The sequence below is a fragment of the Pseudomonas hormoni genome (assembly GCF_018502625.1).
Classification (GTDB): Bacteria; Pseudomonadota; Gammaproteobacteria; order Pseudomonadales; family Pseudomonadaceae; genus Aquipseudomonas; species Aquipseudomonas hormoni.
In genome coordinates this window covers 1,148,527-1,172,604 of record NZ_CP075566.1, presented here as the reverse complement: position 1 = coordinate 1,172,604, position 24,078 = coordinate 1,148,527, and the positions used below count along the sequence as shown (strand labels likewise).

The window sequence follows — 24,078 nt, the reverse complement described above, 5'->3', positions numbered from 1 at the left end:
CTCAGAAGCCCATGCTCAAGTGTTCAGCAATCGGACCCAGCGCCAGCGTCGGCAGGAAGGTCAAACCACCCACCAGCAAAATGGTCACGGTCAGCAACGTCACGAACAACGGACCGTGGGTCGGGAAGCTGTTCTGGCCAATCGGTGCGGTTTTCTTCATCGCCAGGCTGCCGGCCAGGGCCAGTACCGGGAGGATGTAACCGAAGCGACCGATCAACATGCCAAGACCGAGCATCAGGTTGTGGAACGCGGTGTTGGCACCGAAGCCGCCGAACGCCGAACCGTTGTTGGCACTGGCCGAGGTGTAGGCGTAAAGCAACTGACTGAAACCGTGAGCACCCGGGTTACTCACCGAGGCCACCGGACCGGGCAGGCTCGCGGCAATCGCGCCAAGCACCAGCACGCCGACCGGCATCACCAGCAAGGTCACCACCAGCAGTTGCACTTCCTTGGCTTGCAGTTTCTTGCCGAGGTATTCCGGGGTACGGCCGATCATCAGGCCGGCGAGGAACACCGCGATCAGCACGTTGAGCAACATGCCGTAGAGCCCGGCACCGACGCCGCCGAAGATCACTTCGCCGACCATCATGTTGACCATCGCGACCATGCCGGTCAGCGGGTTGAGGCTGTCGTGCATGGCGTTGACCGAACCGTTGGACGCTGCCGTCGTGGTCACCGACCACAGCACCGTGGCGGTGGTGCCGAAGCGCGCTTCCTTGCCTTCCAGCGGCGCGGTCTGTTCGACGGCGACGTTGTTCAGGGCAGGGTTCGGTTGATATTCAGCCCACAGCGAGGTGGCGCCGCCGATCAGGAACAGCGCGAACATGCAGGCTACAATCGCCCGGCTCTGACGCAGGTCCTTCACGTAGTGGCCGAAGGTGAATACCAGCGCGACCGGGATCAGGATGATCGAAGCCAACTCGAACAGGTTGGTCCACGCCGTCGGGTTCTCGAACGGGTGCGCCGAGTTGACGCCGAAGAAGCCACCGCCGTTGGTGCCCAATTGCTTGATCGCAATCTGGCTGGCCGCCGGGCCAAGCGGGATCACTTGATCGACGCCCTGCATGGTCACAGCATTCACGTACTGCGCGAAGGTTTGTGGCACGCCCTGCCAGACCAGGTACAGCGCCAGCAGCAGGCACAGCGGCAGCAAGCCGTAGAGGGTGGCGCGGGTCATGTCGACCCAGAAGTTGCCGAGGGTCTTGGTCGATTTGCGACCGATACCGCGGCACAGCGCAACCAGCACAGCGAGGCCGGTGGCGGCGCTGACGAAGTTCTGTACGGTGAGGCCGGCCATCTGACTCAGGTAGCTCAGCGAGGCTTCGCCGCTGTAGGCCTGCCAGTTGGTGTTGGTCATGAAACTGATGGCGGTGTTGAACGCCAGCGTCCACTCCTGACCCGGCAGGTTTTGCGGATTCAGCGGCAAGTGGTCCTGGAACAGCAGGATCACGAACAACAGCAAAAAGCCCGCAAGGTTGAAGGCCAGCAAGGCCAGGGTGTATTTCTGCCAGCTCTGTTCGGCCTGCGGATCAACGCCGGCCACTCGATAACAGCCACGCTCCACAGGTCCCAGGATCGGTGTCAGCCAGGTACGCTGACCTTCCATGACCTTGTAGTAGAAGCGCCCGAGAAACGGTGCCGGAATCAGCACCAGGGCGAAGAAGGCCAAGATCAGCCAATAGTCATAACTGTGCATAGCCCCTCCTAGTTCCGATCCGCGCGCAACAGCGCAACCAACAGATAAATGAACAGCCCCACTGCCAACAGCAGTGACACCCCGTCCAGAACGCTCATGGAAGTTCTCCGTGTTACGGCGTATTGCCGCGTGTGGAGTCATTGTCGGAAGGAAGGCTGTAAAGGAACGAGATCGAGGGTGTTGGCTGTGCATAAAGAAAGCGTAAAGAGTGGGTTTATGGCTTTGTTACAGCGGTGTTTGGGCGGGCCCCATCGCTAGCAGGCTAGCTCCCACAGGGGTTTGATGTTGTTTGGGCCACCGCAGTCCAATGTGGGAGCGAGCTTGCCCGCGATGACGGCAGAACAGACGACAACGCCCTCAACTGGCGCACAAAAAACGGTCATTCGGTGGCAAACATCCCCGATACGACACGTTTTTACGCTTTACGACTGCCATCTCAACACTGGCACGCCCACTGCACACGCCCTCCCCCGAGCTTTCCAAACCGTTCAGGGAGCAAACGATGAACACACAACTCAAACCCACGCTGGGCACGCTGCACCTGTGGGGCATTGCGGTCGGACTGGTGATTTCCGGTGAGTATTTCGGCTGGAGTTACGGCTGGGGCGTGGCCGGGACACTTGGATTTCTGGTGACTTCCTTCATGGTCGCCACCATGTACACCTGTTTCATCTTCAGTTTCACCGAGCTGACCACCGCCATTCCCCACGCGGGCGGTCCCTTTGCCTACAGCCGCCGCGCCTTTGGCGAGAAAGGCGGATTGATCGCCGGGCTGGCGACGCTGATCGAGTTCGTCTTTGCCCCACCGGCTATCGCACTGGCGATCGGCGCCTACCTCAACGTGCAATTCCCCGCCCTCGACCCGAAACACGCGGCGGTCGGCGCCTACATTGTGTTCATGGGCCTGAACATCCTCGGCGTGAAACTGGCGGCGACGTTCGAGCTGGTGGTCTGCGTACTCGCGGTGGCTGAGTTGCTGGTGTTCATGGGGGTGGTGGCGCCAGCGTTCAGCTTCAGCAACTTTGCGCTGAATGGCTGGGCCGGTTCCGATGTGTTCGGGGCACCGGCGATTGCCGGGATGTTCGCGGCAATTCCTTTCGCGATCTGGTTCTTCCTCGCCATCGAAGGCGCTGCCATGGCCGCCGAAGAAGCCAAGGACCCGAAACGCACGATTCCAAAGGCGTACATCAGCGGCATTCTGACCTTGGTGCTATTGGCCATGGGCGTGATGTTCTTTGCGGGCGGCGTAGGCGACTGGCGCACCCTGTCGAACATCAACGACCCTCTGCCGCAAGCGATGAAAACCGTGGTTGGCGAAAGCTCCGGCTGGTTGCACATGCTGGTGTGGATCGGCCTGTTCGGCCTGGTGGCGAGTTTCCACGGGATCATCCTCGGTTACTCGCGGCAGTTCTTCGCTCTCGCCCGTGCCGGTTATCTGCCCGCGTCGCTGGCTAAACTCTCGCGTTTCCAGACGCCGCACCGGGCGATCATCGCCGGCGGTGTCATTGGCATCGCGGCGATCTACAGCGACGGCTTGATCAACCTGGGCGGCATGACGCTGACGGCGGCGATGATCACCATGGCGGTGTTCGGCGCAATCGTGATGTACATCATGAGCATGCTCAGCTTGTTCAAACTGCGTAAAACCGAACCGAACCTGGAGCGTACATTCCGCGCGCCGTGCTACCCGTTGGTGCCGTTCATTGCATTGGTGCTGGCGGTGGTGTGCCTGGTGGCGATGGCCTGGTTCAACACGTTGATCGGGTTGATCTTCCTCGGATTCATGGCGGCGGGTTTCGTGTACTTCATGCTGACAGCGCAACTGCGGGCCGATGCGCCGGCGGATGCGATGCTGACAGGGCTCTAAACAGTCACCGTGCTCCTGTCATATCAGGCATAGAATGGAACCACTGCGAAAATGAATCGCTCAAAGTGGTATGCACGATCGGTTGGCGAAACCCGCCAATCGGCCTGCCCTCAAGGAGAGCCCTATGCCCTGGTATGCCTGGTTGATTCTGGTCGTTGCAATCGGCTCGATCGTTGGCGGTTTGATGATGCTGCGTGACACCGCCAACAAGGTCGAACTGACCGAGGAGCAACGTAAACGCGTTGCTGAACGCAATGCGCAGGCGGATGCCAAGGATGCGCAGGACCGCTAAAAAACAGCTGAGCCGCTTTTTGTAGGAGCAAGGCTTGCCCGCGAAGGCGTCCTTGAGATCATCTTCGCGGGCAAGCCTCGCTCCTACAAGGTAGTGCTGATTATTTTTCCCAATCGGCCTTGGCAATGTGCAAGCCATGCAGCCCTTTGTAGGCCGCACGCTCCGGCTGGCTCCAGCCTTCCAGCAACGAACCCTCCAGTTTGTAGATTTCCACTCCGAGCGGGCGACACACGCTCAGCGGGTCCTGCGCATCCGGCCCCCACATGGCCAGCGACAGATCGCCGCCCGGGCAGGTCGACAGCGCACACAGCACATCAATCTCGGCAAAAAACTCCAGGTAGTCGCCCTTCTGCGCCGGGCAGGCTTTCATGAAGTACATGTCGTCGTGGTTGAGGCCCGTGCATTGGAAAATGTTCAGCACGTCATGCACGTCGAACTCGGTCAGACCATAGGGCAACACGGCGCGGGTCAGGTTCGAGTGGCAGTGATGATGGAAGTCTTCGCCGGTGAGCATTTTGTTCACGTAGGGATCGCAGCGCGTGCCGAGCAAGTCGTGCAAGCGACCGCCATGTTCATCGATGCCGTAACCGGCCAGGCTGTCATCGGTGATCGTCACCAAAGGGCGCAAAAAAGGCAGGTTCGACCAGAGCCGGTCATGGGTGCTGACGTGCGCGCCCTGCAACTGCCGGGTTCGCGCCGCCCACAAGCGTTCACGCGGATCGTTGGCATTCCAGACGTTGAAATCGCCTACTTGCGGACCGACCGGCGTGGTCACGCGAAACACGTGCCCGGCCGGGACTTTCCAGGCGCGCCCCGTGCGGATCGGCACTTCGAACTGCTCGATCAGCGTGCGACTATCCTTGTTGTCGCGGATCCGTTCGTAAAAGGCTTTGTCCACCTGCAACGCCGAGCCTTTGCTGACTTGATAAGCCGCCGGATAGTCTTTGTACATGGCACGAATCCTCGATCAGTGATGGGAGTGTGGAGCAAGCATTTGCAACAGGAGCTGTTCGGAGTCGTCGAGATAAAGGCTCATGGCATCACCGGCAGCGCGCTTGTCTCCTTCGGCGAGCAGCTCATGGATCTGCCGGTCGCGCGCCAGCCAGGGCGCTTGAAACCTGGATTCATCGGGAGCGGTGCAAAACACCAGGCGCAGTTGCGCGACGACATTGGTGAAGAATTCATCGAACAACGGACTGCGCAGCAGCCCGACGATGTGTTGATGAAACGCCAGACTGTGAGTGCCGACGGCGCGCCAGTCCTCGCGTTCACGGGCCAGTTCTGTGGCTTCCAGCGCTTCCAGCATCCGGTCGGACTGATAGTCGCGCAGCGGCTGGCTCGCGCTGATGGCTTGCAATTCGAGGGTGCGACGCACGTTGAACAGGTCACGCACATCCCCGGCCCCCAGCCTTCGCACCATCACGCCCTTGTTGCGCACATAAAGAGTAAGACCCTCCTGCCCCAAACGATGCAAGGCTTCGCGAATGGTGTTGCGGGAAGCGTTGTAGGCCGAGACCAGGTCGTTTTCCACCAGCGCCATGCCAGGCAGCAAACGACCGCCAATGATGTCGGCACGCAACTCCAATGTGATGTGATCGGCCAGGGACAGTCCACTGTTCATGCTCTTCGCCTCTTGATTGTTCAACAATCGTCAGCGAATGAGTAATCATTATCCGTGCCAGTTCATTCAATGAGCCCTGACGGAGTTGGACGCATCTGCATGCTTTTTAGAAGTAGAAGTACAGTCACCATCCCATTTTCATTGGTTAAGATGGCGCATTGTTGCGGAGATTCCAGATGCGTTACTCGCAGGACCATAAAGCCCAGACCCATCAACGCATCATCAAGGAAGCTTCAGCGCGATTTCGCCGTGACGGTATTGGCGCGACCGGACTGCAACCTCTGATGAAAGCGCTGGGTTTGACTCACGGTGGCTTCTACTCGCATTTCAAATCCAAGGATGAACTGGTAGAAAAAGCCCTGCAGGCTGCTGGCGAGCAATGCGACGTCGTCTGCGCCGAGCTGTTCGCCCAGGAACACCCGCTGGAGACGTTCATCGACACCTATTTGTCCGAATGGCACCAGACTTCGCCGGATGAAGGGTGTCCGCTACCGACCATGTCATCGGAGCTCGGCTTGCGTGGACAGCCAAGCCCGACCTCGGATGTGGTGCTCAACGCGAGGCTCGAACAAATACAGGGCACCCTTGAAGGCGAGGACGCCGCCGACCAGAGCATCTTCATCATGTCCGCGCTGGTCGGGGCGTTGCTGCTGTCGCGCAGTGTCGAGAACCCCGAACTGGCTCAGCGGATTCTCGACGTCACACGCGCATTTCTCAAACAACCCCGGGATTAACCCTGCCAGCGTTTGAACAATACGCTGGCGTTGACCCCGCCAAAGCCGAAACCGTTGGACAGCGCGTATTCAATCGCCATCGGCCGCGCCCTTCCGTGAACGATATCCACACCTTGCGTGGCGGGGTCCGGGTTATCGAAATTGAGAGTGGCCGGCACGATCTGATCACGTATCGCCAACAGCGTGAAGATCGCCTCGATCCCGCCCGCCGCGCCGAGCAAATGGCCAGTGGCCGACTTGGTCGATGTGACCGCAATCTTGTTGTCTGAGCCGAACAACGACTTGATCGCCGCCAGCTCCCCCGAATCCCCGACCGGTGTCGAAGTGGCGTGAGCGTTGAGATGCTGCACCTGGTCCGCAGAAACACCCGCCTGAGCCAACGCCAGCGACATCGCCCGTCGCGCACCGCTGCCATCTTCGGGGCCCGCAGTCAGGTGATAGGCATCGGCACTGGTGCCGTATCCGACCAGTTCCGCCAGCGGTTGCGCGCCACGAGCCAGGGCATGTTCCAGGGATTCGATGACCAGAAGACCTGCGCCCTCGCCCATGACGAAGCCATCGCGGTCACGGTCGAAGGGCCGCGAAGCACGTTCCGGGGTGTCGTTGAAACCGCTGGACAAGGCCCGGGCAGCAGCGAATCCGGCGAGGCTGACGCGATCGATCGACGCTTCCGCGCCGCCGCACACCGCAATATCCGCTTCGCCACAACGAATCAGCCGCGCCGCATCGCCAATCGCCTGAACTCCCGCCGCGCACGCCGTTACCGGAGCACCCAGGGGGCCCTTGAAACCGTGCTGGATCGACACATGGCCCGCGGCCAGGTTGACCAGAAAAGAAGGAATGGTGAATGGCGACAAACGCCGTGGACCACGGCTGTCCGTGGTGCGCACCGCATCGGCTATCGCGCCGAAACCGCCGACGCCCGAACCGATGATGGTAGCCGTGCGCTCCTGAGCATCAGCGGTTTGCGCCTGCCAACCGGCTTGCTCGATCGCCTGACGCGCCGCTTCCATGGCGAACAAGATGAAGCGGTCCATCTTCTTCTGTTCTTTGGGTGGGGTTGCCCGGTCCGGATCAAAACCCGCCTCGGCATCTTCGGCCAGCGTCGGCACTGCACCGCCGACCTTGGCCGGCAGATCCGCCACGACTTCGTCCGGCAAATTGCGCAAACCGGAGCGTCCGGACAACAGACGTGCCCAGACCGCTTCGACACCACTACCCAGCGGCGACACCAGCCCCATGCCCGTTACAACCACTCGACGATCACTCATACCGCAATATCCTCATGCCGATTCCTGGCGTTTTATTTGTAACGCGCAGCGGCTTTGCTTTTCGAAAGGTTGGGCGCCATCACGTATCGCGCCGCAACAAAGGCGTCCCAGTCGCCGGCATTCGGTAACGAAGGAATGGTGATCAGCTCGCCCTGGTCCAGACCCGACAGAGCCGCGTCGACCATCTCCCCTGCTTCCATGACCATGTCCGCCGGGATCTGGCTCGCGTCGATACCGGAGCGCTCCCAGATTTCGGTGCGTGTTACGCCGGGCAACACAGCCTGCACCTTGACACCCGTGCCATCGAGCTCGGCATTCAACGACTGGGTCAGGCTTAACACATAAGCCTTGCTGGCGCTGTAAGTGGCGTTGAAACGCTCGGGGAACAACGCCACCACTGACGCGATATTGATGATCGTGCCTCGGCCCGCCTTGGCAAAGCTGGCGGCTGCCGCCGATGCCAGCCGCGTGACCGTCGTCACGTTCAGTTGAATCAAGCGCTCCATCTGCTCCATATCGGAGTTGGCCAGCAAACCATCCGCCGCGACACCGGCATTGTTCAGCAACAGGCTGATGCTCGAATCACTGCGAAGGCGCTGCTCGAGCTTGAGTACATCATCCTTTTGCGTCAGATCCGCCTTGAGCACCTCGACCTGAACGCCATGCTCGGCGCGTAGTTTGCTCGCCGCCGCTTCCAGCCGCCCCTGATCACGAGCTACCAACAACAAATCAAAACCGCGCGCTGCCAACCGCTCGGCGTAGATGGCACCGATACCGGAAGAAGCACCGGTGACGAGAGCCGTACCTTGGGTCTGGACAGAATTCATGACAGTGCTCCTGGAAATGTGTGAGGGGAAAACAATGCCCGCGTTTCAGAACGCATTGGCCGACAACGAATTTATTATAGACATAATTTAATGACAATATGATAGTCGTAATTTTTCCTGTGCCGACGGGAGGCACTCAAACGCCACAGACGTCAAAATGCAAAAAGGCCGGTCAAAGACCGGCCCCTGGCGCTGAATTACAAGCTTAGTTCACCTCGAGCTTTTCGCGGTTCTTATCCAGGATGGCTTTGCCAATGCCCTTCACTTCGAGCAGTTCGTCTATCGAGGAAAATGGTCCATTACCCTCACGATATGCAACAATCGCCTTGGCCTTGGCCTCCCCCACACCAGCTAGCTCCCGTTGCAGCGTTGCCGCATCTGCCTGGTTCAAATCCACCTTGTCAGACTTGACTTCAGGTGAAAGCTCCATGACCAGCGGTGCGTTGGCAGCCTCGGGCTTGACCGTCGGCGCGGCGATTGCGGCAACAGAGGTGCTGGTGAGCAGGGCAAAAACCAGAGAGTAGAAGTAACCAGTACGCATAAATGAAGCTCCATGACATCGATTGGGAAAGCAGCTTTTCCGAAGCTGCCTTCCAAACTTAGGCGATGTCTGGAGCCTGTCAAAAATGTGTTGGTTACAGAATATGAAACAGTCGACGGCGACGGGGGGACGAATGATCCACGACAGCGTTGCTGAGAAAGTTGGCAAAGGCGCCTGACGGACCAGTTATACTTGCTCCCCTACCTCGCAGGCACTTCAGCGCAGAACCGCGCTCTTGGGTAAGAAGGTAATTTCCCAGCACCTGTGCGGATCGTTCCAAGTCGATATCACCCCTATTCGTAAACTTTTAAGCAGCCTCCCACTGAGCGTTAATGCAGCATTGGGAAATACTGCGATGCATTTTCGGGAACATCAATAACGATGATTTACTTGTGGCTGGCACCGGCTCTTGCTCTCCTTTCTCTCGCGCTAACTGCCGCCCTGCGGCGATATGCGTTGTCTCGAAGCATCATCGATATCCCTAATGCCCGTAGCTCCCATACCATTCCAACGCCGCGTGGAGGTGGGGTTGCTATCGTAATGACGTTCCTGCTTTCACTACCGGTTTTTGGGGTATTGGAACTGGTCCCTTGGCAGCAGTTGATCGCTATAGGCGGAAGTGGAGCGATCGTGGCTGTTATCGGGTTTATGGACGACCATGGCCACATCGCTGCCCGGTGGCGACTGCTTGGGCATTTTGCAGCCGGTATCTGGGCGCTTGCCTGGCTGGGTGGGCTTCCTCCGATAGTGTTTTTCGGTATCACCCTTAACCTGCATTGGATCGGTAATTGCCTCGCGGTGGTTTATCTGGTCTGGCTGCTTAATCTTTACAATTTCATGGACGGAATCGATGGCATCGCGAGCGTTGAAGCGTTGTCCGCTTGTCTCAGCGCATGTTTGCTCTACGGGTTAAGTGGCGCGTCGACGCTTATCTGGGGACCATTGACGATGGCCGTGGCCGTAGTCGGTTTCCTGTACTGGAATTTCCCGCCAGCGCGAATATTCATGGGGGACGCAGGGAGCGGATTTCTGGGCATTGCCTTGGGTGTTTTGTCTTTGCAGGCCGCATGGGCTACTTCAGATTTATTCTGGGCCTGGCTGATTCTGTTAGGCGTGTTCATCGTTGACGCAACCTTTACGTTGATACGTCGGTTGCTTCGCGGCGACAAGGTCTATGAGGCTCATCGCAGCCATGCCTATCAATTCGCTTCACGCCAATATGGTAAGCATTTGCCTGTAACGCTCGCAGTCGGCGCCATCAATTTGTTTTGGTTACTGCCAATTGCTTACTGCGTAACTCAACTGGGCCTTGATGGTACCTGGGGAGTGGTTATCGCGTACGCCCCGCTGATTATTCTCGCCGCGAAATTTCATGCAGGTCAGCTCGAAGCGTCTGTATCGACTTGATGGCCTTCGGGTGTTCTGGAGGGGGGCCGACTGCGAGCGACCAAGTACAGTGATCGAGAAATGACAGTTTCAGGAGCGGGGCCTTTGCATAGAGTGCTCCGCTTCTCATTCAACTAATCCTTTAAGCCATCTCTGCGCTTGCCTCGGCGCCTGACGCCCTTACCTATAACCAAACTCATTACCGGACCCGCGCCCCACCCCAGCAGCAATGCCAACACAACATAGATTGCAATGGGTAATTGTGGAGTCGACCATCCGAGAAAGGTTAGTGCTGCAGGCTGATTATTTTCCAGAATGAATATGACCACCAGCGCAACTAGCAACACGATCAACGTCAGTGCGGTTACTCGCTTTGCGCTAGTCATCTACACCTCTTGCCGATAATCAAAGATCATTCTCTTCATCCTCATTCACCCGATCCCGCAGCTCTTTACCCGGCTTGAAATGCGGAACGAATTTACCGTCAAGACTAACGGACTGACCGGTTTTCGGATTGCGACCTACGCGCGGCGCGCGATAGTGCAGGGAGAAGCTGCCAAACCCACGGATCTCGATGCGATCACCGGTGGCCAGACATTGGGACATTTGCTCGAGCATGGTCTTGATAGCCAGCTCCACATCCTTCGATGAGAGCAGCCCTTGATGGGTGACAATTCGTTCGATCAACTCCGACTTCGTCATATTTTTCCCTTCTTTTTCAAGCAGCTAGGAAAAGCGCTTCAAAGGTTTTAGCATGCCCGGAAGAATTTGAACAGCCCGAGGTCTGACATATCTTTAGCGGTATTCAGCGTGAGCATTGATCGTGCCCTGGACCTGCTCATCTGCAGATAACCAGCATGGTGCGCGTCACGAAACCCGCGGGATTGAAGCCGAAAGGATATTCATCTTCGTCTTTGGCATCATCGGACCTCGTGACCACCTTGTAACCAGCCCCCTTGCACTCCTTGGCAGCGCGCTTGTGACACTTTTCCCACCCCGATCCTAACCCGGAACAATCGACCTCAATACCGCTGACCCCGCGCGCCGCGTGGGTCTTGGCATTAGTGGTACAACCCGCCAATGTCAGTAATGCTATTGCGACAATGAGCTTGTTCATTCTTTTCCCTATGCCGGGCGCCCTGCCCGACTGCCGTTCGCTACTGGCTAAAGACTAGCTGCAAATAAGCGATTGATCCGATTAAAGAAAGAGACAGCTTCGCGGGACTTTTGGTTTCATGGGCAGGCATTTGCGCGCCAGGCATCCTTGGTCGCATCAAATCGCAGGCACAAAAAAGGGCGACCGAAGTCGCCCTTTTTCTATGGTCTTACAGAACTTAGTTCTGTTTTTCCATTTGTGCACGCAACAGGTCGCCCAGAGTGGTAGGACCAGCAGCGATGTCAGCAGCAGGCTTGTCTTTCAAGCTCTGGATTGCTTCTTTCTCTTCAGCATCGTCTTTCGACTTGATGGAGAGCTGGATTACACGGCTCTTGCGGTCAACGCTGATGATCTTGGCTTCTACTTCCTGGCCTTCTTTCAGAACGTTGCGCGCGTCTTCAACGCGGTCACGGCTGATTTCGGAGGCTTTCAGAGTCGCTTCGATATCGTCGGCCAGAGTGATGATGGCGCCTTTAGCGTCAACTTCTTTCACGATGCCTTTAACGATTGCGCCTTTGTCGTTCTCTTGAACGTACTCGGAGAACGGATCGCTTTCCAGTTGCTTGATACCCAGGGAGATGCGCTCGCGCTCTGGGTCAACCGACAGGATAACGGTGTCCAGCTCGTCGCCCTTCTTGAAGCGGCGTACGGCTTCTTCGCCCACTTCGTTCCAGGAGATGTCGGACAGGTGAACCAGACCGTCGATGCCGCCGTCCAGACCAATGAAGATACCGAAATCGGTGATCGACTTGATGGTGCCGGAGATTTTATCGCCCTTGTTGAACTGGCCAGAGAAATCTTCCCATGGGTTGGATTTGCACTGTTTGATGCCGAGGGAGATACGACGACGCTCTTCGTCGATGTCCAGAACCATAACTTCCACTTCGTCGCCGACTTGTACGACTTTCGAAGGGTGGATGTTCTTGTTGGTCCAGTCCATTTCGGAAACGTGTACCAGACCTTCAACGCCTTCTTCCAGCTCAGCGAAGCAGCCGTAGTCGGTCAGGTTGGTTACACGAGCGGTAACGCGAGTGCTTTCTGGGTAACGGGCTTTGATAGCAACCCATGGATCTTCGCCCAGTTGCTTCAGGCCCAGGGAAACACGATTGCGTTCGCGATCGTACTTCAGAACCTTGACATCGATCTCGTCGCCAACGTTGACGATTTCGGAAGGATGCTTGATACGCTTCCAAGCCATGTCGGTAATGTGCAGCAGGCCATCGACGCCACCCAGATCGACGAATGCGCCGTAATCGGTGAGGTTCTTGACGATACCTTTGACTTGTTGACCTTCCTGCAGGGATTCCAGCAGAGCTTCACGCTCGGCGGAGTTCTCGGCTTCGAGGACGCTGCGACGGGAAACGACAACGTTGTTGCGTTTCTGGTCGAGTTTGATGACCTTGAATTCCAGCTCTTTGCCTTCCAGGTGCGTAGTATCGCGCACAGGACGGACGTCAACCAGGGAACCTGGCAGGAACGCACGGATGCCGTTAACGTCGACAGTGAAGCCGCCTTTAACCTTACCGTTGATAACGCCCTTGACCACTTCCTCGGCTGCGAAGGCAGCTTCCAGAACAATCCAGCATTCAGCGCGCTTGGCTTTTTCACGGGACAGCTTGGTTTCACCAAAGCCGTCTTCAACCGAATCCAGCGCTACGTGAACTTCGTCACCAACGTTGATGTTCAGCTCGCCAGCGTCGTTGTAGAACTGCTCAAGCGGGATGAGTGCTTCAGACTTCAGGCCAGCGTGAACGGTTACCCAGCGAGCTTGGTAATCGATATCAACGATAACACCGGTGATGATGGAGCCTGCCTGAAGGTTCAGGGTTTTTAGGCTTTCTTCAAAGAGTTCCGCAAAGCTTTCGCTCATTTTAATTCCTGTTGATGAGGGCGAAGAATACGCCCATCTCCACATCCCAGACGATGTGGGTTAGTTTCAATTAAAAGAAGCGCCGCAGGACTATGACTGGTCCCCTGCGAAGCTTCTTGGTCACCCGGCGATATCGCGAATGGCGATCTCGCTCATGATGCGTTCCAGCACCTGGTCGATGGATAATTCCGTGGAATCCAGCTGGATGGCGTCAGCCGCCGGCTTGAGCGGGGCTACCGCTCGCTGGGTGTCGCGCTCGTCGCGGACACGTATCTCATCTAGCAGACTCGACAGACTAACACCATCGACTTTGCCCTTCAACTGCAAGTATCGACGGCGCGCACGCTCCTCGGCACTGGCAGTCAGGAATATCTTCAGCGGCGCGTCGGGAAAAACCACCGTGCCCATGTCGCGACCATCGGCCACCAGGCCCGGTGCTTCCTGAAACGCCCGCTGACGCTGCAGCAGAGCGTCGCGCACGGCCGGCAAGGCGGCCACTTGCGAGGCCCACGCGCCCACTTGTTCGTTGCGCAGATCATCGGTGACATCGTCACCTTCGAGAATGATTCGCTGCGGATGACCTTCGGTCGCCCCGACGAACTGCACGTCCAGATGAGCCGCGAGCAGTTTCAGCGATTCTTCATTGGTCAGGTCCACGCCGTGGTTGCGCGCGGCAAATGCCAGCAGACGGTACAACGCACCGGAATCCAGCAGGCACCAGCCCAGGCGCTTGGCCAGAATCCCGGCGATAGTGCCTTTGCCCGACCCGCTCGGGCCGTCGATGGTGATGACCGGTGGCTTTATATTCACGACTGAGCCTCTTGTGCAACACGAATGCCGACCTGAGCGCACAACGCCAGGAAGTTCGGGAACGAGGTCGCGACGTTGGCGCAATCATGGATGCGGATCGGTGCAGTGGCGCGCAGGGAAGCAACGCTGAAGGCCATGGCAATCCGGTGATCGCCGTGACCGTGCACTTCGCCGCCGCCGATCAGGCCGCCGTCGATGATGATGCCGTCCGGGGTCGGCTCGCATTTGACGCCCAGCGCCAGCAAGCCATCGGCCATGACCTGGATTCGGTCCGACTCCTTGACTCGCAGCTCTTCTGCACCGCGCAGGATGGTGCGCCCTTCGGCACACGCCGCCGCCACGAACAGCACCGGGAATTCGTCGATGGCCAGGGGCACCAGCGCTTCGGGAATCTCGATACCTTTGAGTTTAGCCGCGCGTACGCGCAGGTCCGCTACCGGCTCGCCGCCGACTTCACGCTGGTTTTCCAGAGTGATGTCAGCCCCCATCAGGCGCAGGATGTCGATGACGCCGGTACGGGTCGGGTTGATGCCGACGTGCTCGAGCACCAGCTCGGAACCTTCGGCGATCGATGCCGCCACCAGGAAGAACGCCGAGGACGAAATATCGCCCGGCACTTCAATGTGGGTCGCGGTCAACTTGTGCCCGGACTCGACCGACGCCGTTGCGCCGTTGACGGTGACCGGGTAGCCGAAGCCGCGCAGCATGCGCTCGGTGTGGTCGCGGGTTGGCGCAGGCTCGGTGACGGTGGTCTTGCCTTCGGCGTACAGCCCCGCCAGCAGCAGGCAGGATTTAACCTGGGCGCTGGCCATCGGCATGGTGTAGGTCAAGCCTTTGAGCTTGTTGCCACCACGGATGATCATCGGCGGACGACCTTCTGCAGCGGTCTCGATCACGGCGCCCATTTCACGCAGCGGATTGGCCACGCGGTTCATCGGACGCTTGGACAGCGAGGCGTCACCGGTCAAGGTGCTGTCGAAGTTCTGCGCAGCCAACAGGCCGGACAGCAGACGCATCGAGGTGCCGGAGTTGCCCAGATAGATCGGGCCCGGTGCAGGCTTCAGGCCATGCAGGCCGACGCCGTGGATGGTCACGCGCCCATGGTGCGGACCTTCGATCACGACACCCATGTCGCGGAAGGCCTGCAAGGTCGCCAGAGCGTCTTCGCCCTCGAGAAAGCCTTCGACTTCGGTGACGCCCTCGGCGAGGGAGCCGAGCATGATCGAACGGTGGGAAATCGATTTATCGCCCGGTACACGAATCCGCCCAGTCAGGCGGCCACCAGGTTGTGCCAGGAAAATCAGGTCGTTGGAGTTCATAGCGTCCACATAAGCCCGGCGGGCCAGGATTTTACTGAAATGTTCGCGGGCAACCCGGGCGCGAGTGAATACGCCCAACAATTGGTGCCCATCCCCTGCATCGACCGCGTCGCGCAAGGCGTCGAGGTCGCTGCGAAATGTATCGAGTGTGCGCAGGACAGCTTCGCGGTTGGCGAGGAAGATGTCGTGCCACATGACCGGGTCGCTTCCCGCGATTCTTGTGAAATCGCGGAAACCGCCGGCAGCGTAACGGAAGATCTCAAGGTTTTCATTGCGCTTGGCCAATGAATCGACCAAACCGAACGCCAGCAAGTGCGGTAAATGGCTGGTCGCCGCCAACACTTCATCGTGGCGCTCGACCTGCATGTGCTCGACATCGGCGCCCAGTTCACGCCACAAACGGTCGACCACTGCCAAGGCTGCCGGATCGGTTTGATCCAGCGGTGTCAAAATCACTTTATGACGACGAAACAGTTCGGCATTGGAGGCTTCCACCCCGCTCTGCTCCGAGCCGGCAATCGGATGGCCCGGCACGAAACGCGCCGGCATGCCGCCAAACGCTTCGGTCGCGGCGCGCACGACATTGCCTTTGGCGCTGCCGACGTCGGTCAGAATCGCTTGGCCAAGGTCCATGCCGGCCAGGCGGCCGAGCATTTTTTCCATGGCCAGGATCGGCACGGCCAGCTGAATCACGTCGGCGCCCTGACAAGCGACGGCGAGGTCTTCTTCGCAGCGATCAACCACACCCAATTCAACCGCGAGCTTGCGCGACTGCGGATCGAGATCGACACCGACGACTTCGCGACACAGGCCGCTTTCACGCAAACCCTTGGCAAACGAACCGCCAATCAGCCCCAGACCGACCACCACCAGGCGACCGATCATAGGTTCAGCAGATTGCAGAGCAGTGACATCAACCACGAGCCAGAACCTTGGTCAGCGCCTCAAGGAAGCGGCTGTTTTCCGCCGGCAGGCCGATGGTGATGCGCAAGTGGTTCGGCATGCCGTAGTTGGCCACTGGACGCACAATCACGCCTTCACGCAGCAACCCTTGGAAAACCGGGGCCGCCACACGACCCAGATCGACGCAGATGAAGTTGCCCTTGGACGGAATCCAGCTCAGCCCCAGCTCGCGGAAACCCGCTTCAAGCTGCTGCATGCCGGCTTCGTTCAGGCGGCGGCTTTCAGCCAGGTAGTCGGCATCTTGCAACGCAGCGCAGGCAGCGGCCAGGGCCAGGCTGTTAACGTTGAACGGCTGGCGCACGCGGTTCAGCACATCGGCAACCACTGCGGTGGACAAGCCATAACCGACCCGCAGCGCCGCCAGGCCGTAGGCCTTGGAGAAGGTGCGCGAGACCAGCAAATTCGGGTAGGCCGCCAGGTAGTCGAGACCATCCGGCAGGTCGCTGCCTTCGGCGTATTCGATGTAGGCCTCGTCCAGCACCACCAGCACGTGTTCCGGAACGTCCTGCAGGAACTCGTCCAGCGCTTCGGCGCCAAACCAGGTTCCGGTCGGGTTGTTCGGGTTGGCGATGAAGACCACGCGGGTATCGGCGTCGATGGCAGCCAGCATGGCCGACAGATCATGACCCCAGTCTTTGGCCGGAATCACTTTGGCGGTAGCGCCGACGGCTTGCGTGACGATCGGATAGACCGCAAACGCATGCTCGCTGAACACCGCGTTCAGACCCGGTGCCAAATAAGCGCGAGCGACCAGTTCCAGAATGTCGTTGGAGCCATTACCCAGCGTCACCTGATTCAGCTCGACGCGACAGTGGTCGGCCAGCAGGGTCTTGAGCGCAAAACCGTTGCCATCCGGATAACGGGTCAGCTCGGCCAGCTCTTCACGAATCGCCGCCAGCGCCTTCGGACTGGCGCCCAACGGGTTTTCGTTGCTCGCCAGCTTGACGATGCTGGCCGGATCGATATTCAGCTCGCGCGCCAGTTCGTCCACAGGTTTGCCCGGAACGTAAGGCGAGAGTTGTTGCACGCCTGGCTGTGCCAGAGCGAGGAAGTTGCCACTCATTTGCTACCCCTTAGAGAACGGCTTTCGGGTAGGAACCCAACACTTTAAGTGCCACTGCTTCCTGACTGATTTTTTCCAGCACACCTTTTACCAGTGGATCGCGGTGGTGGCCGACGAAGTCGATAAAGAACACGTAGGTCCATTTACCGCTGCGCGAAGGACGCGTCTCGATTCGCGTCAGGTCGATGCCATTGTCGTGGAACGGCACCAGCAACTCGTGAAGCGCGCCGGGTTTGTTGCTCATCGACACAATGATCGAGGTCTTGTCGTCGCCGGTCGGCGGCACTTCCTGGCTGCCGATCATCAGGAATCGCGTGGAGTTGTCCGGGCGATCCTCGATTTTCTCGGCCAGACGGGTCAGCCCGTACAAGCCTGCAGCCATGTCGCCGGCAATGGCCGCCGAGTTCCACTCACCTTTGACCCGCTTCGCCGCTTCGGCATTGCTCGAAACCGCCACGCGCTCGACATTCGGGTAGTGTGCATCCAGCCACTTGCGGCACTGGGCCAGCGACTGGGCGTGGGAATAGATGCGGCTGATGCTGTCGGTCTTGGTGTTTTCACCGACCAGCAAGTGGTGGTGAATCCGCAACTCGACTTCGCCACAGATGACCATGTCGTGTTCGAGGAAGCTGTCGAGGGTGTGGTTGACCGCACCCTCGGTGGAGTTTTCCACCGGGACTACGCCAAAGTTTACCGCACCGGCCGCCACCTCGCGGAACACCTCGTCGATCGCCGCCATCGGCTTGCTGATAACGGCATGACCGAAGTGCTTCATGGCCGCGGCTTGAGTGAAGGTGCCTTCAGGACCGAGGTAAGCCACTTTCAGCGGTTGCTCGAGAGCCAGGCACGAGGACATGATTTCGCGGAACAACCGCGCCATCTCTTCGTTGCCCAGCGGACCCTGATTGCGCTCCATCACACGCTTGAGCACCTGAGCTTCACGCTCAGGACGATAGAACACCGGCACTTCGCCTTCGGCCAGCGAGGCCATCTTTACTCGCGCAACTTCCTGGGCGCAACGTGCGCGCTCACTGATCAGCTCCAGGACTTTTTCGTCCAGGGCATCAATGCGCAGGCGCAGTGCCTTGAGTTCTTGCTCAGACATTAGCCGTGTTCCTTCTCGAACTCTGCCATGTACGAAACCAGTGCGTTGACCGCAACGATGTCGACGGCGTTATAGATGGAGGCGCGCATGCCGCCCACGGAACGGTGACCCTTGAGGTTCAGCAGGCCACGCTCGTCGGCACCGGCCAGGAATGGCTTGTCGAGACGATCGTCAGCCAGACGGAACGGTACGTTCATCCACGAGCGGTCGGACTTGTTGATCGGGTTGCTGTAGAGGCCGCTGGCATCGATGAAGTCGTACAGCGTGCGCTGTTTCACTTCGTTGAGCTTGCCGATGGCTTCGACACCACCCTGCTCTTTCAGCCACTCGAACACCAGGCCGGACAGGTACCAGGCCAGGGTTGGCGGGGTGTTGTACATCGAGCCGTTATCGGCCGCGACCTTGTAGTTGAGCATGGTCGGGCACAGGGAGCGGGCATGCCCCAGCAGGTCTTCGCGAACGATGTTCACAACGATGCCGCTCGGGCCGATGTTTTTCTGGGCGCCGGCGTAGATCATGCCGAAGCGCGAAACATCGATCGGACGCGAGAGGATGTCCGAGGACATGTCGGCGACCAACGGAACGTCACCGGTTTCCGGGACCCAGTTGAATTCCAGACCACCAATGGTTTCGTTCGGTGCGTAGTGAACGTAGGCCGCGTCTTTCGACAGCTTCCATTCGTTCTGACCGGGGATAGCGAAATAGTCGTAAGGCTTGGCGGTGGCGGCGACGTTGACGTTACCGTAGCGCGAAGCTTCTTCGATGGCTTTCTGCGACCAGATACCGGTATCGATATAGTCGGCAGTGCCGCTTTCCGGCAACAGGTTCAGAGGGATCTGAGCGAATTGCTGGCTGGCGCCGCCTTGCAGGAACAGAACTTTATAGTTCGAGGGGATATTCAGCAGATCACGCAGATCCTGTTCGGCCTTGGTCGCAATGGACACGAACTCATCGCTGCGATGGCTCATTTCCATGACCGAGAGGCCCTTGCCGTGCCAATCAAGGAGTTCACCCTGGGCGCGCTGCAGGACAGCTTCGGGAAGTGCCGCAGGACCGGCACAGAAGTTATAGGCTCTCTTGCTCACATCCAATCTCGCTCTGATTTGGTGGTATCAATCGCATTATCAGTCGACACGGGGCCCTGCTGAAACATTTGTGGGAGCGAGCCTGCTCGCGATTGCATCAGCGCGGTGCTTCAGACATACCGCGTCGCCTGCATCGCGAGCAGGCTCGCTCCCACATGGGATCCCCATAGGTATCGATATTTCATAATGTACAAACAACAAGGGGGCGAATTTTCATCCGCCCCCTGTTTGTCCGCTTACTCTTGCGGTTCTTCGTCAGCGGCGGCGTCGAGCTGCTGGTCTTCAACAACGTCGTCGATCACCACTTCACCGTCGAACACTGCGCCCTCTTCACCTTCCAGCTCTTCGCCTTCGACTTCCGACGGCTCCTGAACCCGCTCCAGGCCTACCAGCGTTTCATCGCTGGCCAGCTTGATCAGGGTCACGCCCTGGGTGTTACGACCCAGGCTGGAGACTTCGTCGACACGGGTACGAACCAAAGTACCCTGGTCGGAAATCAGCATGATTTCCTCGCCATCGAGCACTTGAACCGCGCCGACCAGACGGCCGTTACGGTCGTTGCTGACCATGGCGATAACGCCCTGACCGCCACGCTTGTACTCAGGGAACTCGGTGATCGCCGTGCGCTTGCCGAAACCACGGGCTGAAGCGGTGAGGATCTGGCTGCCTTCTTCCGGGATCAGCATGGAAATCAGCTTCTGGCCTTCCGGCAGACGCATGCCGCGGACACCGCGAGCGGTACGGCCCATGGCGCGAACGTCGGTTTCCTTGAAGCGAGTGACCTTGCCGCCGTCGGAGAACAGCATGACTTCGCGATCGCCATCGGTAATGGCGGCAGAGATCAGTACGTCACCTTCATCCAGCTCCAGCGCGATCAAGCCGACGCTGCGTTGACGACTGAAGGATTCCAGCGGGGTCTTCTTCACGGTGCCTTTGGCGGTAGCCATGAAGATGAAGTGACCTTCGGTGTACTCCTCGACCGGCAGCATGGTGGTGATGTATTCATCACTGTCCAGCGGCAGCAGGTTGACCAACGGACGACCACGGGCAGCGCGGGACGCTTCCGGAATTTCGTAGGTTTTCAGCCAGTACACCTTGCCTTTGCTGGAGAACAGCAACAGCGTGGTGTGGCTGTTGGCGACCAGCAGGTGAGCGATGTAGTCCTCATCCTTGACGCCGGTAGCCGATTTGCCTTTACCGCCACGACGCTGGGCCTGGTACGCAGCCAATGGCTGGGTCTTGGCGTAGCCACCGTGGGAAATGGTCACGACGCGCTCTTCTTCCGGGATCATGTCACCCAGCGTCAGGTCGAGACGGGCATCGAGAATCTCGGTGCGACGCACGTCGCCGTATTCGGCGCGGATCACTTCCAGCTCTTCGCGGATCACTTCCATCAAGCGCGTGGCGCTGCTGAGGATGCGGATCAGCTCGCCGATCTGGTTGAGGATCTCTTGATACTCGGCCAGCAGCTTTTCGTGTTCCAGACCGGTCAGACGGTGCAGACGCAGTTCCAGAATGGCTTGCGCCTGTTCCGGCGACAGGAAGTACTTGCCTTCGCGCAGACCGTATTGCGGGTCCAGTGTCTCTGGACGGCACGAGTCAGCGCCGGCGCGTTCAACCATCGCGACCACGGCGGAAGATTCCCACGCGGTCTTGATCAGCGCTTCCTTGGCTTCCGACGGCGTCGGCGAGGCCTTGATCAGGGCGATGACCGGGTCGATGTTCGACAGGGCAACCGCTTGACCTTCCAGAATGTGGCCACGTTCGCGGGCTTTACGCAGCTCGAACACGGTACGACGGGTAACGACTTCGCGACGGTGACGAACGAAGGCTTCCAGCAGGTCCTTTAGGTTCAGGATCCGCGGACGGCCATCGATCAGCGCGACGATGTTGATACCGAACACCGCTTGCAGCTGGGTCTGGGCGTAGAGGTTGTTGAGGATCACCTCAGGCACTTCGCCACGACGCAGTTCGATGACGACGCGCATACCGTCCTTGTCGGACTCGTCGCGCAGTTCGGTGATGCCTTCGAGTTTCTTCTCTTTTACCAGCTCGGCGATCTTCTCGATCAGACGGGCCTTGTTCAGCTGGTAAGGGAGTTCGGTGATGACGATCTGCTGACGCCCACCGACCTTGTCGATGTCTTCGATCATCGAGCGGGCGCGCATGTAAATGCGGCCGCGACCGGTGCGGTAGGCTTCGATGATACCGGCGCGACCGTTGATGATCGCGGCGGTCGGGAAGTCCGGACCGGGGATGTATTGCATCAGCTCATCGATGGTCAACTCGGGGTTGTCGATGAGTGCCAGGCAACCGTCGATGACTTCACCGAGGTTGTGCGGCGGAATGTTGGTCGCCATGCCCACGGCGATACCGCTGGAGCCGTTGACCAGCAGGTTGGGAATACGGGTCGGCATGACCGCCGGGATCATTTCGGTGCCGTCGTAGTTCGGCACCCAGTCCACGGTTTCTTTATGCAGGTCGGCCAGCAGCTCGTGCGCCAGCTTGGTCATGCGCACTTCGGTGTATCGCATGGCCGCGGCGTTGTCGCCGTCCACCGAACCGAAGTTGCCTTGACCGTCTACCAGCAGGTAGCGCAGCGAGAATGGCTGCGCCATCCGAACGATGGTGTCGTACACCGCGGTATCACCGTGCGGGTGATACTTACCGATCACGTCACCGACAACACGGGCAGATTTCTTGTACGGCTTGTTGAAGTCGTTGCCCAGCTCGCTCATCGCGAACAGCACACGCCGGTGCACGGGCTTCAAGCCATCGCGCGCATCCGGCAGTGCCCGCCCGACAATTACGCTCATCGCGTAGTCGAGGTAGGACTGCTTCAGCTCGTCTTCGATATTGACCGGGAGGATTTCTTTGGCCAGTTCGCCCATGAGAAGCCTGATTCCTTTTTCTGGTGAAACTTCGTCACATCCATATGGGACGAACGAAGCTCGCCGATGCAGGCTAAGTGCCAATGCACCGACTTACGACAAATCAACGAGTTATGCCATGGATCTGCGCAGTAAAGGCAGCCATATCGGGCTACCTTGGAAACCGCCGGATGTTATCACAAGAGCCGCCACGCACCTATCCCCCAGATGCGCATGGAGTGTAGTTAGTTGACTGATGGCAGGCTTAACGGGGACGAGAGGGGCTTAGAGCCGCTCCGAATGCAGAATTGGCAGCTGAATTACCGATGTTTATTGACTTTGAGGGCCTCATCGCCAGCAGGCTGGCTCCCACTTGATCGGTGTCGATCACAAAACCTGTGGGAGCCAGCCTGCTGGCGATGGCGATTCACAAGGCGCCGGACGTCCTCAATGCAGACGCTTGCGGCACATCAACTGCGCCATCTTCGCCGTGTCCGGACGTTCGACGATGCCTTTTTCCGTAACGATCGCATCGATCAAGTCCGCAGGCGTCACATCGAACACCGGATTGAACGCATCCACATCCGCCCCGACCCGCTTGCCGCCGACTTCCAGCAACTCGCGGCCGTCACGCTCTTCAATCGGAATGTCGTCGCCACTGGCCAGGTTCATGTCGATGGTCGAACTGGGCGCCACCACCATGAAGCGCACGCCGTGGTGCATGGCGTTCACCGCCAGTTGATAAGTACCGATCTTGTTGGCCACATCACCATTGGCGGTGATCCGGTCGGCGCCGACGATGACCCAGGTAATGCCTTTGGTCTTCATGATATGGGCGGCGGCGGAGTCGGCATTGAGGGTCACGGGAATGCCTTCGTTGGCCAGTTCCCACGCCGTCAGGCGCGAACCTTGCAGCCACGGACGGGTTTCATCGGCATACACGCGCTCGACCATGCCTTCGATGAACGCCCCGCGAATGACGCCCAGCGCCGTACCGAAACCGCCGGTGGCCAGCGCGCCGGTGTTGCAGTGGGTCAGGATCGCCTGCGCGTTGCCCTGATGCTTGCGGATCAGGTCCACACCCAGTTGTGCCATCGTCAGGTTGGCTTCGCGATCACTTTCGTGAATGGCAATGGCCTCCGCTTCCAGCGCCGCCAGAGGGTCGGCATCGCCCTTGAGGCGATCCAGGCGGTCACGCATGCGACTCAAGGCCCAGAACAGATTCACTGCCGTTGGCCGGGAATCGGCCAGCAACGCATAATCCTCTTCCCACGCGGCCTGCCAGTCACCGCCCTCGGCAATACGGGCGCGGGCTGCCAGCACCATGGCATACGCAGCACTGATGCCAATCGCCGGCGCGCCGCGCACCACCATCGAACGAATGGCCTCGGCCACGCCAGCAGCGCTGGCGTAGGCAATCCAGGTTTCCTCGAACGGCAAAACACGCTGATCCAGCAGGTACAGGGCGCCATCACGCCAATCGATGGCCTTCACCTTCTCCGCAGCCAACAGTCGATCGCGCATCCCACACCCCGTACTCAGTAACAAAGCGGCCGATTATAGCGATCCCCCCGCGAAGACGCTCGGGTATACTTCGCCATC

22 protein-coding genes are annotated in these 24,078 nt (G+C 59.0%); 4 read left to right on the top strand and 18 right to left on the bottom strand.

All coding sequences use genetic code 11. The annotated features are described in order from the left end of the window. Position 1: 1 nt before the first annotated feature. On the bottom strand, positions 2–1,696 hold the full coding sequence (gene kdpA, locus KJF94_RS05445; protein ID WP_214381738.1) for a potassium-transporting ATPase subunit KdpA: 1,695 nt from the start codon (positions 1,694–1,696) through the stop codon (positions 2–4). Positions 1,697–1,704: 8 nt separating this feature from the next. Beyond that, positions 1,705–1,794, bottom strand: coding sequence for a K(+)-transporting ATPase subunit F (gene kdpF / locus KJF94_RS05440; RefSeq protein WP_007899818.1), 90 nt, complete (start codon positions 1,792–1,794; stop codon positions 1,705–1,707). A 404-nt stretch (positions 1,795–2,198) separates the two neighbouring features. On the opposite strand from kdpF, the gene eat reads away from it, so the two are divergent. Together eat and KJF94_RS05430 are read left to right on the top strand one after the other, a co-directional pair. After that, positions 2,199–3,563, top strand: coding sequence for an ethanolamine permease (gene eat, locus KJF94_RS05435; RefSeq protein ID WP_084322389.1), 1,365 nt, complete (start codon positions 2,199–2,201; stop codon positions 3,561–3,563). 124 nt (positions 3,564–3,687) lie between these two features. After that, positions 3,688–3,855 carry a DUF2897 family protein gene (locus KJF94_RS05430; RefSeq protein ID WP_064678955.1) on the top strand — a complete coding sequence of 56 codons (168 nt, stop codon included), beginning with the start codon at positions 3,688–3,690 and terminating at the stop codon, positions 3,853–3,855. Between the two features lie 100 nt (positions 3,856–3,955). On the opposite strand, the gene KJF94_RS05425 is transcribed toward KJF94_RS05430, so the two are convergent. Next, complete coding sequence (locus KJF94_RS05425; RefSeq protein ID WP_214381735.1) at positions 3,956–4,807, bottom strand: urea carboxylase-associated family protein; 852 nt, start codon at positions 4,805–4,807, stop codon at positions 3,956–3,958. A 15-nt stretch (positions 4,808–4,822) separates the two neighbouring features. Then, positions 4,823–5,476 carry a GntR family transcriptional regulator gene (locus KJF94_RS05420; RefSeq protein ID WP_214381733.1) on the bottom strand — a complete coding sequence of 218 codons (654 nt, stop codon included), beginning with the start codon at positions 5,474–5,476 and terminating at the stop codon, positions 4,823–4,825. Between the two features lie 176 nt (positions 5,477–5,652). Between KJF94_RS05420 and KJF94_RS05415 the strand changes: the two genes are divergently transcribed. Beyond that, a complete protein-coding gene (locus KJF94_RS05415; RefSeq protein WP_214381731.1) occupies positions 5,653–6,210 on the top strand; it encodes a TetR/AcrR family transcriptional regulator in 558 nt (185 codons plus the stop codon). Here KJF94_RS05415 and fabF read toward each other — a convergent pair. The 3 genes from fabF to KJF94_RS05400 all read right to left on the bottom strand — a co-directional run bounded on the left by fabF (position 6,207) and on the right by KJF94_RS05400 (position 8,849). After that, positions 6,207–7,481 carry a beta-ketoacyl-ACP synthase II gene (fabF, locus tag KJF94_RS05410; protein ID WP_214381729.1) on the bottom strand — a complete coding sequence of 425 codons (1,275 nt, stop codon included), beginning with the start codon at positions 7,479–7,481 and terminating at the stop codon, positions 6,207–6,209. The genes KJF94_RS05415 and fabF overlap by 4 nt on opposite strands. Positions 7,482–7,513: 32 nt before the next feature. Continuing rightward, positions 7,514–8,308 (bottom strand): SDR family NAD(P)-dependent oxidoreductase, encoded by a 795-nt coding sequence (locus KJF94_RS05405; RefSeq protein WP_214381727.1) that lies wholly within the window; start codon positions 8,306–8,308, stop codon positions 7,514–7,516. Between the two features lie 205 nt (positions 8,309–8,513). After that, on the bottom strand, positions 8,514–8,849 hold the full coding sequence (locus tag KJF94_RS05400) for a ComEA family DNA-binding protein (RefSeq protein WP_214381725.1): 336 nt from the start codon (positions 8,847–8,849) through the stop codon (positions 8,514–8,516). Between the two features lie 381 nt (positions 8,850–9,230). Here KJF94_RS05400 and KJF94_RS05395 point away from each other — a divergent pair, with 381 nt between their 5' ends. After that, the gene (locus tag KJF94_RS05395; protein ID WP_214381723.1) at positions 9,231–10,256 is read left to right on the top strand and encodes an MraY family glycosyltransferase; all 1,026 of its coding nucleotides are present in this window, start codon (positions 9,231–9,233) and stop codon (positions 10,254–10,256) included. A 113-nt stretch (positions 10,257–10,369) separates the two neighbouring features. Here the strand turns inward: KJF94_RS05395 and KJF94_RS05390 are convergent, their stop codons facing one another. The 11 genes from KJF94_RS05390 to mtnA all read right to left on the bottom strand — a co-directional run bounded on the left by KJF94_RS05390 (position 10,370) and on the right by mtnA (position 24,000). Next, a complete protein-coding gene (locus tag KJF94_RS05390; RefSeq protein ID WP_214381721.1) occupies positions 10,370–10,621 on the bottom strand; it encodes a DUF1049 domain-containing protein in 252 nt (83 codons plus the stop codon). Positions 10,622–10,640: 19 nt separating this feature from the next. Further along, a complete protein-coding gene (gene ihfB / locus KJF94_RS05385; protein ID WP_008031786.1) occupies positions 10,641–10,937 on the bottom strand; it encodes an integration host factor subunit beta in 297 nt (98 codons plus the stop codon). A 136-nt stretch (positions 10,938–11,073) separates the two neighbouring features. Then, a complete protein-coding gene (locus tag KJF94_RS05380) occupies positions 11,074–11,352 on the bottom strand; it encodes a hypothetical protein (protein ID WP_214381719.1) in 279 nt (92 codons plus the stop codon). 217 nt (positions 11,353–11,569) lie between these two features. Beyond that, positions 11,570–13,261 (bottom strand): 30S ribosomal protein S1, encoded by a 1,692-nt coding sequence (rpsA, locus tag KJF94_RS05375; protein WP_018929851.1) that lies wholly within the window; start codon positions 13,259–13,261, stop codon positions 11,570–11,572. Between the two features lie 120 nt (positions 13,262–13,381). Next, the gene (gene cmk / locus KJF94_RS05370; protein ID WP_084322379.1) at positions 13,382–14,071 is read right to left on the bottom strand and encodes a (d)CMP kinase; all 690 of its coding nucleotides are present in this window, start codon (positions 14,069–14,071) and stop codon (positions 13,382–13,384) included. Continuing rightward, complete coding sequence (locus KJF94_RS05365) at positions 14,068–16,275, bottom strand: bifunctional prephenate dehydrogenase/3-phosphoshikimate 1-carboxyvinyltransferase (protein WP_250548293.1); 2,208 nt, start codon at positions 16,273–16,275, stop codon at positions 14,068–14,070. The genes cmk and KJF94_RS05365 overlap by 4 nt, the downstream gene beginning before the upstream one ends. A gap of 28 nt (positions 16,276–16,303) precedes the next feature. Beyond that, a complete protein-coding gene (hisC, locus tag KJF94_RS05360; RefSeq protein ID WP_214381715.1) occupies positions 16,304–17,416 on the bottom strand; it encodes a histidinol-phosphate transaminase in 1,113 nt (370 codons plus the stop codon). A gap of 10 nt (positions 17,417–17,426) precedes the next feature. Next, on the bottom strand, positions 17,427–18,521 hold the full coding sequence (pheA, locus tag KJF94_RS05355) for a prephenate dehydratase (RefSeq protein WP_007899727.1): 1,095 nt from the start codon (positions 18,519–18,521) through the stop codon (positions 17,427–17,429). Continuing rightward, the gene (serC, locus tag KJF94_RS05350) at positions 18,521–19,606 is read right to left on the bottom strand and encodes a 3-phosphoserine/phosphohydroxythreonine transaminase (RefSeq protein ID WP_084322376.1); all 1,086 of its coding nucleotides are present in this window, start codon (positions 19,604–19,606) and stop codon (positions 18,521–18,523) included. The genes pheA and serC overlap by 1 nt, the downstream gene beginning before the upstream one ends. Positions 19,607–19,842: 236 nt before the next feature. Beyond that, positions 19,843–22,497: a DNA gyrase subunit A gene (gene gyrA, locus KJF94_RS05345; RefSeq protein WP_214381713.1), complete on the bottom strand. Its 2,655-nt coding sequence runs from the start codon at positions 22,495–22,497 to the stop codon at positions 19,843–19,845. 426 nt (positions 22,498–22,923) lie between these two features. Continuing rightward, positions 22,924–24,000 (bottom strand): S-methyl-5-thioribose-1-phosphate isomerase, encoded by a 1,077-nt coding sequence (gene mtnA, locus KJF94_RS05340; RefSeq protein WP_214381711.1) that lies wholly within the window; start codon positions 23,998–24,000, stop codon positions 22,924–22,926. Positions 24,001–24,078 lie beyond the last annotated feature (78 nt).

Excerpts from the sequence above, each read along its gene's own strand:
- kdpA (WP_214381738.1), bottom strand. The coding sequence starts at position 1,696 with ATGCACAGTTATGACTATTGGCTGATCTTGGCCTTCTTCGCCCTGGTG.
- kdpF (WP_007899818.1), bottom strand. The coding sequence starts at position 1,794 with ATGAGCGTTCTGGACGGGGTGTCACTGCTGTTGGCAGTGGGGCTGTTC.
- eat (WP_084322389.1), top strand. The coding sequence starts at position 2,199 with ATGAACACACAACTCAAACCCACGCTGGGCACGCTGCACCTGTGGGGC.
- KJF94_RS05430 (WP_064678955.1), top strand. The coding sequence starts at position 3,688 with ATGCCCTGGTATGCCTGGTTGATTCTGGTCGTTGCAATCGGCTCGATC.
- KJF94_RS05425 (WP_214381735.1), bottom strand. The coding sequence starts at position 4,807 with ATGTACAAAGACTATCCGGCGGCTTATCAAGTCAGCAAAGGCTCGGCG.
- KJF94_RS05420 (WP_214381733.1), bottom strand. The coding sequence starts at position 5,476 with ATGAACAGTGGACTGTCCCTGGCCGATCACATCACATTGGAGTTGCGT.
- KJF94_RS05415 (WP_214381731.1), top strand. The coding sequence starts at position 5,653 with ATGCGTTACTCGCAGGACCATAAAGCCCAGACCCATCAACGCATCATC.
- fabF (WP_214381729.1), bottom strand. The coding sequence starts at position 7,481 with ATGAGTGATCGTCGAGTGGTTGTAACGGGCATGGGGCTGGTGTCGCCG.
- KJF94_RS05405 (WP_214381727.1), bottom strand. The coding sequence starts at position 8,308 with ATGAATTCTGTCCAGACCCAAGGTACGGCTCTCGTCACCGGTGCTTCT.
- KJF94_RS05400 (WP_214381725.1), bottom strand. The coding sequence starts at position 8,849 with ATGCGTACTGGTTACTTCTACTCTCTGGTTTTTGCCCTGCTCACCAGC.
- KJF94_RS05395 (WP_214381723.1), top strand. The coding sequence starts at position 9,231 with ATGATTTACTTGTGGCTGGCACCGGCTCTTGCTCTCCTTTCTCTCGCG.
- KJF94_RS05390 (WP_214381721.1), bottom strand. The coding sequence starts at position 10,621 with ATGACTAGCGCAAAGCGAGTAACCGCACTGACGTTGATCGTGTTGCTA.
- ihfB (WP_008031786.1), bottom strand. The coding sequence starts at position 10,937 with ATGACGAAGTCGGAGTTGATCGAACGAATTGTCACCCATCAAGGGCTG.
- KJF94_RS05380 (WP_214381719.1), bottom strand. The coding sequence starts at position 11,352 with ATGAACAAGCTCATTGTCGCAATAGCATTACTGACATTGGCGGGTTGT.
- rpsA (WP_018929851.1), bottom strand. The coding sequence starts at position 13,261 with ATGAGCGAAAGCTTTGCGGAACTCTTTGAAGAAAGCCTAAAAACCCTG.
- KJF94_RS05365 (WP_250548293.1), bottom strand. The coding sequence starts at position 16,275 with ATGATCGGTCGCCTGGTGGTGGTCGGTCTGGGGCTGATTGGCGGTTCG.
- hisC (WP_214381715.1), bottom strand. The coding sequence starts at position 17,416 with ATGAGTGGCAACTTCCTCGCTCTGGCACAGCCAGGCGTGCAACAACTC.
- pheA (WP_007899727.1), bottom strand. The coding sequence starts at position 18,521 with ATGTCTGAGCAAGAACTCAAGGCACTGCGCCTGCGCATTGATGCCCTG.
- gyrA (WP_214381713.1), bottom strand. The coding sequence starts at position 22,497 with ATGGGCGAACTGGCCAAAGAAATCCTCCCGGTCAATATCGAAGACGAG.
- mtnA (WP_214381711.1), bottom strand. The coding sequence starts at position 24,000 with ATGCGCGATCGACTGTTGGCTGCGGAGAAGGTGAAGGCCATCGATTGG.